Origin of the sequence: Caulobacter sp. Root1472 (genome assembly GCF_001426985.1) — a bacterium.
GTDB lineage: Bacteria > Pseudomonadota > Alphaproteobacteria > Caulobacterales > Caulobacteraceae > Caulobacter > Caulobacter rhizosphaerae.
Genome location: NZ_LMFX01000011.1, coordinates 77,750 through 90,656, shown reverse-complemented (window position 1 = coordinate 90,656; position 12,907 = coordinate 77,750). Strand labels below are relative to the sequence as shown.

At 70.4% G+C, this 12,907-nt stretch carries 15 protein-coding genes and 1 other RNA gene; 10 read left to right on the top strand and 6 right to left on the bottom strand.

The genetic code is table 11. The annotated features are described in order from the left end of the window. Window positions 1-103: 103 nt before the first annotated feature. On the bottom strand, window positions 104-1,063 hold the full coding sequence (gene nudC, locus ASD47_RS09000; protein ID WP_056754684.1) for an NAD(+) diphosphatase: 960 nt from the start codon (window positions 1,061-1,063) through the stop codon (window positions 104-106). Window positions 1,064-1,215: 152 nt separating this feature from the next. Here nudC and ffs point away from each other — a divergent pair. The 8 genes from ffs (at window position 1,216) to def (ending at window position 7,450) form a co-directional block, all read left to right on the top strand. Then, an RNA gene (ffs, locus tag ASD47_RS26070) (signal recognition particle sRNA small type) lies at window positions 1,216-1,308 on the top strand. 84 nt (window positions 1,309-1,392) lie between these two features. After that, entirely contained in the window at window positions 1,393-3,243 is a 1,851-nt protein-coding gene (locus tag ASD47_RS08995) for a DNA polymerase III subunit gamma/tau (RefSeq protein WP_056754713.1), read from the top strand. A 58-nt stretch (window positions 3,244-3,301) separates the two neighbouring features. Then, on the top strand, window positions 3,302-3,631 hold the full coding sequence (locus ASD47_RS08990; protein WP_056754682.1) for a YbaB/EbfC family nucleoid-associated protein: 330 nt from the start codon (window positions 3,302-3,304) through the stop codon (window positions 3,629-3,631). Between the two features lie 175 nt (window positions 3,632-3,806). Then, complete coding sequence (locus tag ASD47_RS08985; protein WP_056754679.1) at window positions 3,807-4,244, top strand: nuclear transport factor 2 family protein; 438 nt, start codon at window positions 3,807-3,809, stop codon at window positions 4,242-4,244. Window positions 4,245-4,254: 10 nt separating this feature from the next. Next, window positions 4,255-4,704 (top strand): membrane protease subunit, encoded by a 450-nt coding sequence (locus ASD47_RS08980; RefSeq protein WP_230983835.1) that lies wholly within the window; start codon window positions 4,255-4,257, stop codon window positions 4,702-4,704. Then, entirely contained in the window at window positions 4,704-5,306 is a 603-nt protein-coding gene (recR, locus tag ASD47_RS08975; protein WP_028037346.1) for a recombination mediator RecR, read from the top strand. Before ASD47_RS08980 ends, recR begins: the two co-directional genes overlap by 1 nt. A 135-nt stretch (window positions 5,307-5,441) precedes the next feature. Next, on the top strand, window positions 5,442-6,740 hold the full coding sequence (locus ASD47_RS08970) for a DNA recombination protein RmuC (protein WP_056754676.1): 1,299 nt from the start codon (window positions 5,442-5,444) through the stop codon (window positions 6,738-6,740). A gap of 188 nt (window positions 6,741-6,928) precedes the next feature. Next, window positions 6,929-7,450, top strand: a complete 522-nt coding sequence (gene def, locus ASD47_RS08965) for a peptide deformylase (protein WP_056754673.1) — start codon at window positions 6,929-6,931, stop codon at window positions 7,448-7,450. Between the two features lie 124 nt (window positions 7,451-7,574). Here def and ASD47_RS08960 read toward each other — a convergent pair whose 3' ends face one another. Further along, window positions 7,575-7,934 carry a hypothetical protein gene (locus ASD47_RS08960; protein ID WP_056754670.1) on the bottom strand — a complete coding sequence of 120 codons (360 nt, stop codon included), beginning with the start codon at window positions 7,932-7,934 and terminating at the stop codon, window positions 7,575-7,577. A 126-nt stretch (window positions 7,935-8,060) separates the two neighbouring features. Between ASD47_RS08960 and fmt the strand changes: the two genes are divergently transcribed. Together fmt and truA are read left to right on the top strand one after the other, a co-directional pair. Continuing rightward, on the top strand, window positions 8,061-8,987 hold the full coding sequence (gene fmt, locus ASD47_RS08955; protein WP_056754668.1) for a methionyl-tRNA formyltransferase: 927 nt from the start codon (window positions 8,061-8,063) through the stop codon (window positions 8,985-8,987). Next, on the top strand, window positions 8,987-9,733 hold the full coding sequence (truA, locus tag ASD47_RS08950; protein WP_056754666.1) for a tRNA pseudouridine(38-40) synthase TruA: 747 nt from the start codon (window positions 8,987-8,989) through the stop codon (window positions 9,731-9,733). The genes fmt and truA overlap by 1 nt, the downstream gene beginning before the upstream one ends. 122 nt (window positions 9,734-9,855) lie before the next feature. On the opposite strand, the gene ASD47_RS08945 is transcribed toward truA, so the two are convergent. From ASD47_RS08945 to dapE, 4 genes are all read right to left on the bottom strand, one after another. Beyond that, the gene (locus ASD47_RS08945; protein WP_056754663.1) at window positions 9,856-10,260 is read right to left on the bottom strand and encodes a DUF3597 domain-containing protein; all 405 of its coding nucleotides are present in this window, start codon (window positions 10,258-10,260) and stop codon (window positions 9,856-9,858) included. A 78-nt stretch (window positions 10,261-10,338) separates the two neighbouring features. Next, the gene (locus ASD47_RS08940; RefSeq protein ID WP_056754659.1) at window positions 10,339-11,259 is read right to left on the bottom strand and encodes a glutaminase; all 921 of its coding nucleotides are present in this window, start codon (window positions 11,257-11,259) and stop codon (window positions 10,339-10,341) included. A gap of 2 nt (window positions 11,260-11,261) precedes the next feature. Then, a complete protein-coding gene (locus tag ASD47_RS08935) occupies window positions 11,262-11,702 on the bottom strand; it encodes an EamA family transporter (RefSeq protein WP_056754656.1) in 441 nt (146 codons plus the stop codon). Next, on the bottom strand, window positions 11,702-12,856 hold the full coding sequence (gene dapE / locus ASD47_RS08930; RefSeq protein ID WP_056754653.1) for a succinyl-diaminopimelate desuccinylase: 1,155 nt from the start codon (window positions 12,854-12,856) through the stop codon (window positions 11,702-11,704). Before dapE ends, ASD47_RS08935 begins: the two co-directional genes overlap by 1 nt. Window positions 12,857-12,907 lie beyond the last annotated feature (51 nt).

The following is a 12,907-nucleotide window of genomic DNA, read 5'->3' as shown; positions in this document are numbered from 1 at the left end:
CGAACGTCTCCATCCGACCGTCTCCCTCTCACAAGGAGACACCCTCAGAATCCCGTTCGGACCAAAAATCCATATGCGATTCCCCTGCCCCACAGGGGAGGATCTAGTCCTCTTCCTCCGCCCAGGCCTTGATCAGCTGGTGGGCGATGGCCAGGGGCGGGGGGGCGAAGAAGCCGTCCAGCTCGCCCTTGATCAGGGCCCGCGCCTCGTCCTTGGTGAACCACTTGACCGCCTCCAGCTCGGTCTGGTCCGGGGCGGCCGTGTCGCTGTCGACGTCGGCCATCAGGCCCATCATCAGCGACGAGGGCCAGGGCCAGGGCTGGCTGGAATGGTAGCGGACGGCCGTGGCGGTCAGGCCGGCCTCTTCCTTCAGCTCGCGGGCGCAGCCTTCCTCGATGGTCTCGCCGGGCTCGATGAAGCCGGCCAGGGCCGAGTACATGCCGGGCGGCCACAGCGCCTGGCGGCCCAGCAGGCAGCGGCCGCCGTGCAGGGCCAGCATGATCGCCACCGGGTCGGTGCGCGGGAAGTGCTCGGCCTGGCAGGACGGGCACAGCCGCTTCCAGCCGCCGTCGCTGACCGCCGTCTCCTGGCCGCAGTTGCTGCACCACTTGTGCTTGCGCCGCCATTCGAACATCGACTTGGCGGTGGCCAGGATGCCGGCGTCGGGCGGCGGCAGGGTGGCGGCGATCCCGCGCAGCTCCTCGAACCGGCCCAGACCCTGCAGCGGCCCCTCGGCCGGGTCGGCCCCGCCCTCCAGGTCGACGGCGAACACCGCGATGTCCTTCCACAGCCCCAGGAACAGTAGGCGCTCGGGCGTGGCGGCCAGGTCCTTGGCCATGTCGGCGCGCAGATAGGCGATCTGGGCGCCCGTCACCTTGCCCTCTCCCTCTTCGCCGTCCGGGCCGACGACGTCCTCGACCAGCGCCTTGCCGTTCCAGATGGCCACGGCCAGCGACTGCGGGTCGGCGGCCTTCTCGGCCAGCCAGGCCTCGTCGCCCCGGCGCTCGCTGGCGCGGTCGAGCGGATTGCCGGCGAAGGTGTTGGTGATGATCGAAAGGGCCATGGGGGATCTCTAGAGCATTTTCGAGCGAAGTGGATTCCGGTTCGCGTGAAGAAAATGCGCCCCGGCGAAGAAAGCATCCGCGACGAAGAGTCGTCACGAGCCGGCGCTTCATGTCTTGCATCCGTCACGATGAGTCGCGATATAGGCCTCGGAGATCGGCGACGGGCGGAGTCCTCGCCAACCTGGTCAGGGCCGAGAGGCAGCAGCCACAACGAGTTTCGCTCCGGGTCGTCTGCCGGTCTCCACCTTTCCCCGAAATCTGTCAGCTTCTGGACCCCGCGCGCGCCGCGAGCCTTTTGCTGCGCCGTTCCGCGCACTACACTCACGCCATGGCCGACCACGACGACCTCACGACCGATTCCGCGCCGCCGTGGGACGAAGAGCCCGCTGAACGCGACGAGAACACCGCCGACATCTTCGGCGGGCCGCCGGCCGCCGCACCCGAGGCGCCGCCGCCGGCCGTGACCACGCCTGTCGCGGCTCCAGCCGCGTCCGCGCCTTCGGATCCGGACGCCGCCTACACGGTCCTGGCCCGCAAGTACCGGCCGCGCACCTTCGAGGACCTGATCGGCCAGGAGGCCATGGTCCGCACCCTGGCCAACGCCTTCTCGACGGGGCGGATCGCGCACGCCTTCATGCTGACCGGCGTGCGCGGGGTGGGTAAGACCACCACCGCCCGCCTGCTGGCCCGGGCCCTGAACTACGAGACCGACACCGTCCACCAGCCGTCGGTCGACCTGACCGTCGACGGCCGCCACTGCAAGGCCATCGTCGAGGGCCGGCACATGGACGTGCTGGAGCTGGACGCCGCCAGCCGCACCAAGGTCGACGAGATGCGCGAGCTGCTGGACGGGGTGCGCTACGCCCCGGTCGAGGCGCGCTACAAGGTCTACATCATCGACGAAGTGCACATGTTGTCGACGGCGGCGTTCAACGCCCTGCTGAAGACGCTGGAAGAGCCGCCGCCGCACGCCAAGTTCATCTTCGCCACCACCGAGATCCGCAAGGTGCCGGTGACGATCCTGTCGCGCACCCAGCGCTTCGACCTGCGCCGGGTCGAGCCGGACGTGCTGGTCAAGCACTTCGGCAAGATCGCCGCCAAGGAAGGGGCCAAGGTCGAGGAGGACGGGCTGGCGCTGATCGCCCGGGCCGCCGAGGGCTCGGTGCGCGACGGCCTGTCGCTGCTGGACCAGGCCATCGTCCAGGGCGAGCGAGGCTCGACCGTCACCGCCGCCGTGGTCCGCGACATGCTGGGCCTGGCCGACCGCGGCCAGACCATCGCCCTGTTCGAGAACGTGATGAGCGGCAAGCCGGGCGAGTCGCTGAAGGGCTTCCGCGCCCTGTGGGGGTTCGGCGCAGATCCGGCCGTGGTCATGCTGGACCTGCTGGACCACTGCCACGCCGCCTCGGTGGCCAAGGCCCTGGGGCCGGACGCCCTGTCCATGCCCAAGGAGCAGGCCGCGCGCCTGACCTCGATCGGCGCCCAGACCTCGGCCGGGACCCTGGCGCGCCTGTGGCAGATGCTGCTGAAGGCCCATGACGAGGTGCGCCGCGCGCCCGACGCCATGGCCGCGGCCGAGATGGCGATCATCCGCCTGTGCTACGCCGCCGACCTGCCCGGCCCGGAAGAGGCGCTGAAGGCCCTGCGCGACGGGCAGCCGGTCGGCGGCGGTCCAGGCGGCGGTGGTGGCGGTTCGATGGGCGGCGGCGGAGGCGGCGGCGCCGTCAACGCCCAGGCCCGGGTGATGGCCGCGCCGGCCGCCCAGGCCGCGCCGACCCTGGCCTCCTTCGAGGACGTCGTGAAGCTGATCGCCGAGAAGCGCGACATCGGCCTGCGCCTGGACGTCGAGCAATATGTTCGCCCGATCAGCTTCCGGCCCGGCGCGATCACCTTCGAACCGGCCCCCGGCGCGCCCGGCAACCTGGCCGGCCGGCTGGTGCGGGCGCTGAAGGAATGGACCGGCCAGCCCTGGCTGGTGGCGGCCGAGGGCGGCGGCGGGGCCGAGAGCCTGTTCGAGCGCCAGAAGCGTGAGGAGCGCGAAGAACTGGCGGCGATCAAGTCCGACCCGTTCGTCGCCTCGGTGCTCAGCGCCTTTCCCGGCGCCGAAATCGTCGAGGTCCGCACGATCCTGACGCCCCAGGCGCCGTCGATCGAGCCGGACGACGTCGAGGATTTATAGATCTCTCCCTTCCCCCTTCCATCAAGGGGAAGGGGAGCTTGAAAACGGAGCAGAACCCATGAAAGACCTCGGCGGCCTGATGAAGCAGGCCCAGGAGATGCAGCAGAAACTGGCCGACGCCCAGGCGCGGCTCGCCGAGCTGACCGTCGACGGCACGGCGGGGGGCGGCATGGTCACCGTCACCCTCAAGGGCTCCGGCGAGCTCGCCAAGGTGGTGCTGGACGAGAGCCTGGTCGAGCCGGGCGAGGGCGAGGTGATCGCCGACCTGATCGTCGCCGCCCACGCCGACGCCAAGAAGAAGCTCGACGCCAAGCAGGCCCAGTTGATGCAGGAAGCCGCCGGTCCGATGGCCGGCATGATGGGCGGTTTGCCGGGCATGAAGTTCTAGGAATGCGCCCGTCGGTTTGACTTCTCCGCTCATCCCGGCGAATGCCGGGACCCAGATCCCTTAGCGGTGTGATGGATTGGAAGGGCTCAGCGGTCATGGCGTCAGGCCCAAAGCCATTCCATCTGGGTCCCGGCATTCGCCGGGATGAGCGGAACTAAGGGGACCAGGAGATCAGATGCTCAACTTCAGCACCGTCGCGATCACTTTGGCCTTGGCCGTTCCAACCGTCGCCCTGGCGGACCCGCTGCCGGCCGACCTGGCCGCCGCCGCCCACGCTTATGACGCGGCCCAGGTGAACGGCGACCGCGCCGCGCTGGAGCGCCTGGTGGCCGACGACTACGTGCTGGTCAACGGCGCGGGCCAGGTCCAGGACAAGGCCAAGCTGATCGCCGACTACGTGGCGCCCGGCTTCAAGCTCGACCCTTTCACCATCGAGGCGCCGGTCGAGAAGGTCCTCGGCGACACCGCCCTGCTGGGCGGCCGGGTCAACATGACCGGCGCGGACGGCGGCCAGCGCTTCGCCCTGGTCGTGCGCTTCGTGGACACCTGGGCCAAGCGCGACGGCCAGTGGCGGGTGGTCTATTCGCAGGTCACCCGAGTAGCCAAGCCTTGAGGGGCCGGGCTTGATCGGGTCCGAAGACATGGGGGAAGACATGCGCGGTGCGGGTTTGCTGGGGATCGGCCTGATCCTCGTCATCATCATCGGCCTGCTGATCGGCTGGCCGCAGTACAGCGTCTTCGCGGCGCGCAAGCACGGCGAGGCCGAACTGGCGCGGGCCACCCAGAACCGGCAGGTGCGGGTGCAGGAGGCCCTGGCCAAGTTCGAGGCGGCCGACTACGACGCCAAGGCCGAAGTCCGTCGCGCCCAAGGCGTGGCCCAGGCCAACAAGATCATTGCCGAGAGCCTGGGCGGCCCCGAGGGCTACCTGCGCTGGCGCTATATCGAGATGCTGCAGGAGACTTCGGAGAAGGGCGGTCACCAGATCATCTACCTGCCGACCGAGGCGGGCCTGCCCCTGCTGGAGGCCGGTCGTCGGCCCCAGCCGCTGGCCGCGCCGCGCAAGGACGACTGATGGCCGCTTCCGCCGGACCCGAGATCGAGCGTCTGATCGCCCTGCTGTCCAAGCTGCCGGGCCTGGGTCCGCGCTCGGGCCGGCGGGCGGCGCTGGCCCTGCTGAAGAAGCGCGACACCCTGCTGGCGCCGCTGGCCGCGGCGATCGTCGACGCCCAGGCCAAGGTGCGCACCTGCTCGGTCTGCGGTTCGCTGGACACCTCCGATCCCTGCGCCGTCTGCTCCGACGCCACCCGCGACAATCGCCTGCTGTGCGTGGTCGAGGAGGTGGGTTCGCTGTGGGCCATGGAGCGCGGCGGCTCGTTCAAGGGCCGCTACCACGTGCTGGGCGGCCTGCTGTCGGCGCTGGACGGCGTGGGTCCCGAAGCGCTGCGGGTCGGCGAACTGCTGGGTCGGGCCAGCAACAGCGAGATCCAGGAGGTCATCCTGGCCCTGCCGGCCACGGTGGACGGCCAGACCACGGCCCATTACCTGGCCGACCGCCTGGCGCCGACCGGCGTCTCGGTGACCATGCTGGCGCGCGGCGTGCCGGTGGGCGGGGACCTCGACTGGCTGGACGACGGGACGATCGCCCAGGCGCTGCGGGCAAGGCGGCCGGCGTGACCCCCCTCCGGCCCTCCGGGCCACCTCCCCCAAAGGGGGAGGATCTAGCGCGACCAGATGCTCCCCCTCTGGGGGAGCTGTCGCGAAGCGACTGAGGGGGTTCTTCCGGAGCCCGACTCCGGCTAAGAACGGAGCATGAACTTTTCCGATCCGTTCCTGATCCTCGCCCTCGTCCTGCTGCTGGTGGCCGCCGCCGCCGCCGCGGTCGCCGTCTGGGCCATGGGCCGCGCCGGCCGGGCCGAGGCCCGGGCCTGGGAGCTGAACGCCAAGCTGGTCCAGGCCGACGAGCGGGCCCGGCTGCTGGAGGACCAGGCCGCCACCCAGGGCGAACTGATCCGCGCCCAGGCCGCCCAGCAGGCGACCATGACCGCCAACACCGTGGCCGAGGCGCTGATCAAGCGCACCGAGGAGAACTTCAAGAGCCGCGAGCTGCTGAGCCAGCAGCGGCTGGAGGCCCAGCTCAAGCCGGTGGCCGAGACCCTGGCCAAGTTCGAGGCCCAGGTCACCGCCGTCGAGAAGGCCCGCGCCGAGGAGACCGGCGGCCTCAAGGCCCAGATCGCCGCCCTGATGGAGGCCTCGACCGCCACCCAGTTCGAGGCCCGCAAGCTGTCGGCCGCCCTGCGGCGCGGGGCCGGCGTCCAGGGCCGCTGGGGCGAGCAGACTCTCCGTAACGTTCTCGAGGCCGCCGGCCTCAACACCCGCTTCGACTTCGAGGAGCAGTTCAGCGTCGACAGCGACGAGGGCCGCCGGCGGCCCGACGTCAAGGTCAAGATGCCGGGCGGCGGGGTCTTCGTGATCGACGCCAAGTGCTCGCTGAACGCCTTCCTCGAGGCCCAGGAGGCCACCGAGGATCACCTGAAGGAAAGCGCCCTGGCCCGCCACGCCGCCAGCGTCCGCGCTCACATGCAAGGCCTGTCGGCGAAAGCCTACTGGGACCAGTTCGCCAGCGAGGGCTCGCCCGACTTCGTGGCCATGTTCGTGCCCGGGGACGGCTTCCTGGCTGCTGCGCTGGACCGCCTGCCCGACCTGATGACCGAGGCCATGGACCGCCGGGTGCTGCTGGTCACCCCCACCACCCTGTTCGCGCTCTGCAAGGCTGTTGCGTATGGCTGGCGGGCCGAGGACCAGGCCAAGAACGCCGCCGCCATCGTCGCCGTGGGCCGCGAGCTCTACAAGCGCATCGCCGTGATGGGGGCCCATGCCGGGTCGGTGGGCAAGGCGCTGGAGGCGGCGGTGGGCCGCTACAACCAGTTCGTCGGCTCGCTGGAAAGCCAGGTCCTGACCCAGGCCCGCCGCTTCGAGGACCTGTCGGTCGACCACGAGGGCAAGGAGATCGGCGAACTGACGCCGGTGGAGAACGCCGTGCGGCCGCTGGTCAAGCTGGCGGAAACGCCGGCCGAAGCGCCGGTTGCCAGGCTGCAGGCCAAGCCTTAGCGCCGCGACCCCCTCCGGCCCTCCGGGCCACCTCCCCCAGAGGGGGAGGATCTAATCGCGCTAGATGCTCCCCCTTTGGGGGAGCTGTCGCGGAGCGACTGAGGGGGCCCTTGCACCCCCAGCGTCCTCCTGCCGCGTCCCTCCGTCGCCTTGACCCCGGACGGCGCTGCGCTTACCTGAGCGATATCATGGCCATCCGTCGCATCCTCACCGTCGATAACCCCGCCGACCTGGCGATCCTCAAGCAGGTCTCCAAGGACGTGCCCCCTGTCACGGACGAGCTGCGCGCCCTGATGGACGACATGCTGGAGACCATGTACGACGCCCCCGGCATCGGCCTGGCCGCCGTGCAGGTCGGCGAGCTGGTCAATGTCATCGTCATGGACCTGGCCCGCGAGGGCGAGGAGCCGGCCCCCCGCTACTTCGTCAATCCGAAGATCACCTGGGAATCCGAAGAGCTGTTCTCGTACGAGGAAGGCTGTCTGTCGGTGCCCGAGGTCTATGACGCCGTCGAGCGTCCGGCCCGCGTCAAGATCAGCTACCTGAACTACCAGGGCGAGGCGGTCGAGGAAGAGGCGCAAGACCTGTTCGCGGTCTGCATCCAGCACGAGATGGACCACTTGAAGGGCGTGCTGTTCATCGACCACCTGTCGCGCCTGAAGCGCGACCGGGCGATCAGCAAGGTCAAGAAGGCCCGTAGGGCGGCTTAAACCTCGGCGAAGCGAAAACCTCGTGCTTCGACAAGCTCAGGATGAGGTTTTTCGACTGCCTGAGTGGTAATGGTCCTCATCCTGAGCTTGTCGAAGGACGAGGACCACACGCGGCGCCCGCGTCCTACCGCGTCGCCTCGTGCACTTCCTTCTTGGCGTCCGAGCCGGCCTTCTTGGCGTCGGCGTTGATGTCGGCCGCGGCTTCCTTGGTTTCCTGGCCGGCCTTGGCGCCGACCTCCTGGGCCTTGTCGACGGCCTGGCCGGCCGCGACCTTGGCGTCGGCGGCGGCTTCCTCGGTGCTTTCCTTCAGGGCCGTGCCCGCCTCCTTGACGTCGGGGTCGTTCTTGATGTCGGTCGCCGCCCGCTTGATCTCGGAACCGGCCGCCTTGGCGCCTTCCTTGATCTGGGTGGCGTGCTCGTCGGAGCAGGCGGCCAGCGACAGGGCGGCCAAGCCGGCGACGGCGAACAGGGTGATGGAGCGCATGGCGTTTCCTCCTGGAAAGGGTCGCCCATAGAACGGCGCTCTACGGTCGAGGTTCCGACTCTGTGGCGCCCCACCTTCCTAAGACCCCACCTTCCTAAGACCGACTGCGCCGTCTAAACGTCCGCCATGCGCCTCGCCTTCCTTGGAACCCCCGAATTCTCCGTCGCCTGCCTGGCCGAGCTGGTCGCCGCCGGCCACGAGATCGCCTGCGTCTATTCCCAGCCGCCCGCCCCGCGCGGCCGGGGACACGACCTCAAGCCCTCTCCGGTCCACGCCTTCGCCGAAAGCCTGGGCCTGTCCGTGCGCACGCCGGCCTCGATGAAGACCGCCGAGGAGATCAAAGCCTTCCGCGCCCTGGACCTCGACGCCGCCGTGGTCGTGGCCTTCGGCCAGATCCTGGTGCGCGAGGTGCTGGAGGCGCCGCGCCTGGGCTGCTTCAATCTGCATGCCAGCCTGCTGCCACGCTGGCGCGGCGCCGCGCCGATCCAGCGGGCGATCATGGCCGGCGACGCGGTGACCGGCGTCCAGGTCATGCGGATGAGCGAGGGCCTGGACGAGGGCCCGGTGCTGATGGGCGAGCAGGTGCGGATCGACGCGCTGGAGACCGCCGGGACCCTGCACGACAAGCTGGCCGCCGTCGGCGCGCGCATGCTGCCCGTCGCCCTGGGGGCCATCGAGCGCGGCGCGGCCCGCGAGACGCCGCAGTCGGAGGACGGCGTCACCTACGCCAGGAAGATCAAGGCCGCCGAGGCCCGCATCGACTGGACCCGTCCCGCCGCCGAGGTCGACCGCCACATCCGCGGTCTGTCGCCGTTCCCCGGCGCGTGGTTCGAGGCGCCCAGCGACAAGGGGCCGGTGCGGGTGAAGGCGCTGCTGTCGCGCGTCGAGGACGGCGAGGGCGCGCCCGGCGTCGCTTTGGACGAGGCCTTGTTGATCGCCTGCGGGGACGGCGCCGTCCGCCTACTCAAGGCCCAGCGCGAGGGCAAGGGCGCCCAGGACGCCGAGGTCTTCGTGCGCGGCTTCCCGCTGGCGGCCGAGACGGTCCTGGCCTGATGCCCCGCTACCGCCTGACGATCGAATACGACGGCCGGCCTTATAACGGCTTCCAGGCCCAGGCCGCGCAGCCGTCTGTGCAGGGGGCGATCGAGGCGGCGGTCAAGGCCTTCACCGGCCAGCAGATCCGCATCGCGGCGGCGGGCCGCACCGACACCGGCGTCCACGCCACCGCCCAGGTGGTGCAGGTCGACCTCGAGCGCGACTGGCCGGCTCAGACGGTGATGAACGCCCTGAACGCCCACCTGATGCGCGAAGCGGTCAGCGTGCTGGACTGCGCCGTCGCGCCGGAGGGCTGGCACGCCCGGTTCTCGGCCAACGAGCGGCGCTACCTCTACCGCATCCTCAACCGCCCCGCCCCGCCGGCCCTCGACCAGGGCAAGGTCTGGCACATGAAGAAGGCCATGGACGCCGACGCCATGCACGCGGCCGCCCAGGCCCTGGTGGGCCTGCACGACTTCACAACCTTCCGCGACATGGCCTGCCAGTCGAAGTCGCCGGTCAAGACGCTGGACGTGGCGCGGGTGTCGCGGGTGGGCGACGAGGTCCACCTGGTGTTCGAGGCCCGTTCGTTCCTGCACCGCCAGGTGCGGTCGATGACCGGCACCCTGGCCGAGGTCGGGGTCGGGCGCTGGACCGCCGCCGAAGTCCGCGCGGCGCTGGAGGCCAGGGACCGCACGGCCTGCGGGCCCGTGGCCCCGGCCGACGGGCTGTACCTGACGGGCGTGGGGTACGAGGGGGAGTGAAGACCCCCTCAGTCGCTCCGCGATAGCTCCCCCAGAGGGGGAGCATCTCGAGAACGCGGCCCCCAGATCCTCCCCCATTGGGGGAGGTGGTCCGGAGGGCCGGAGGGGGTCTTCCGCGCTGACTAGTCCACCAACTCCGCCGGGACCTTGCCGCCGTTCTCCGACAGCTTCCGGATCACTTGCTTGTGCAGCCAGATGTTCATGGCCGCGCTGTCGCCCTTGTCGCCGGTGTAGCCCAGCTCGTCGGCGAGCTCCTTGCGTTCGGCGAGACTGCTCTCCAGGCCGACCAGCTTCATCAGGTCGACGATCGAATGGCGCCAGTCCAGCTTCTGGCCGGCGTTGGCGGCCAGGTCGTCGAGCACGGCGGCGACGTCGACGGGCTGGGGCGGCGGGGCCGGCGCGACCGGGGCGGCGGCGGGCGTCGGGGCCGGGGCGGGGGCCGGCGCGGGCTTGGTCGCCGTCGCGGTCGGGGCCGTTTTGGCCTTGTGGCCGAAGATCTTGCCCATGATGGTGCTGAAGATGCTCATGTCGCCGTGCTCCCGTGAGGACTGAGGAGCGACACCAACGCCCCGGGAGGCCTCTGGGGTCCAAGCGCGGTTAGCTCCCTACAGCACCGAGCAGTTGGTTAGCTGCGTGAACCGCTCCAGCGCCACCGTGCCGACCACCGAGGTGCCGAAGCGGTCCAGCGCCGGGGACCACACCGCGATCGCCGCCTTGCCCGGCACGATGGCGACGATTCCGCCGCCGACCCCGCTCTTGGCCGGCAGGCCGACGCGATAGGCGAAGCTGCCGACGCTGTCATAGATGCCGCACGTCAGCAGCAGGGCGTTCAGGCGCCGGGTCAGGCGCTCGGGGAAGATGGTCTCCTCGACGATCGGCGAGAAGCCGCCGGCCGCCAGGGGCAGCATGGCCCGCGCCAGCTGGCGGCAGCTCATGGTCAGGGCGCATTGGCGGCAATAGGCGGCGACCACGGCCTCGGGGTCGTGGTTGATCGTGCCCTTGCCGCGCATCAGGTTGGCGATGGCGCGGTTCTGCCAGGCGTTGGCCAGCTCGGACGCGGCCACCGTCTCGTCGATCTCGACCTTCTCGCCGGCCAGGAAGCCCGCGAAGCCGCGCACCAGGGCCGGCGGGTCCTTGAACACGTCCATCAGCTGGTCGCAGACGGCCATGGCCCCGGCGTTGATGAACGGGTTGCGCGGCACGCCCTCTTCCGCCTCCAGCTGGGACAGGTGGTTGAACGGCGTGCCCGACGGCTCCTTGCCGACCCGGGTCCAGACCTCGTCGCCGAAGCGGTTCAGGGCCAGGCCCAGGGAGAACACCTTGGTGATGCTCTGGACCGAGAAGCCCTCGTCGGCGTCGCCGATCACCGCTTCCTCGCCCGAGACCAGCCGCACGGCCATGCCGAACTTGCTCGGCGGCACGCTGGCCAGTTGCGGGATGTAGTCGGCGGGCCGGCCCTTGCCGAAGTGCGGCTTCACCAGCACGGCCACCTCGGCCAGGACGTCGGCGATCGAGAGCTCGTCCATGGCTAGACCCGCACCGCGACCAGCACCGCCCCGGCGGCGATCAGGGCCACGCCCAGCCAGTTCAGCGACGACAGCTTCTCGCCCAGGAACACGGCGGCGATGATCGCCACGAACACCACCGACAGCTTGTCGACCGGCGCGACCTTGGCCGCCTCGCCCAGCTTCAGGGCGCGGAAATAGCACAGCCACGAAGCCCCCGTGGCCAGGCCCGACAGCATCAGGAACAGCCACGAGCGCGGCGCGATCGAGCCCGGCGCGCGCCATTCGCCGGCCACGGTGAGGATCAGGCCCGCGAAGCCCAGGATCACCACGGTGCGGATGAACGTCGCCAGGTTGGAGCCGACGCCGTCGATCCCGACCTTGGCCAGGATGGCGGTCAGGGCCGCGAACACCGCCGAGGCCAGCGCCCAGAAGGGCCAGCTCGCCAGGGCCGCGCGGCCCATCAGGCGAAGGCCGCGAAATAGCGGCCGATCAGGGCCTGGTAGATGTTGGCCAGGTCCTCGACCTCCTGGATCGGAACTCGCTCGTCGACCTGGTGCATGGTCGAGCCGACCAGGCCGAACTCGACCACCGGGCACAGGCTGCGGATGAACCGGGCGTCGCTGGTGCCGCCGGTGGTGGACAGCTCCGGCGTGCGGCCGGTGGCGTCGCCGACGGCGCCGACGATCACGTCGGTGAAGGCGCCCGGCTCGGTCAGGAAGGCCTCGCCGCTGATCTTGCACAGCGCCTCGACCCGGCCCGAAAAGCCCTCGGCGGCCTCGCGGCACTCGTGCTCGATCCAGGCCTGCAGGTCCTTGCCCTTATGAGCCGGGTTGAAGCGGATGTTGATCCGGGCCTTGGCGCTGGCGGGGATGACGTTGGTGGCGGTGTTGCCGACGTCGACCGTGGTGACCTCCAGGTTCGACGGCTGGAAACCGGTGTAGCCCTCGTCCAGCATGCGCGACTGCAGGCGCGAGAGGATGTCGACCAGCACCGGGATCGGGTTGGCCGCCCGGTGAGGATAGGCCACGTGGCCCTGCTTGCCGTCCACCGCGATCCAGGCGTTGATGCTGCCGCGCCGGCCGATCTTGACCATGTCGCCCAGCAGGTTGGCGCTGGTCGGCTCGCCGACGATGCAGTGGTCGATGACCTCGCCCTCCGCCGCCAGGGCCTGGACGACGCGGACGGTGCCGTCCTCGGCCACGCCCTCCTCGTCGCCGGTGATCAGGAAGCTGAGCGAGCCGGGCAGATCCTGCGGCAGGCGGGAAACGGCGGCGACGAAGGCGGCGATGGCGCTCTTCATGTCGACAGCGCCGCGGCCGTAGAGCACGCCGTCGCGAATCTCGGCCTCGAAGGGACCGGCCGTCCAGGCCTCGCCGTCGCCGACCGGCACCACGTCGGTATGGCCGGCGAAGCAGAGGTTGGGCCGCGCCGTCCCGCGCCGGGCGTAGAGGTTCTCGATCTCGCCGAATTTCATGCGTCGGCAGGCGAAACCGAGGGTCTCCAGCTGGCGCTGCAGGATGTCCATCGCGCCCTCGTCGGCCGGGGTCACCGACGGACGGCGGATCAGAGCCTGGGCGAGGGCGACGGGGTCGAGGGAGAGGCTGGCGTCGGTCATCGTGCTGGCTTTAGGCTCCCCCGACGCCCGACGCAAACCCGAGAACGCCGC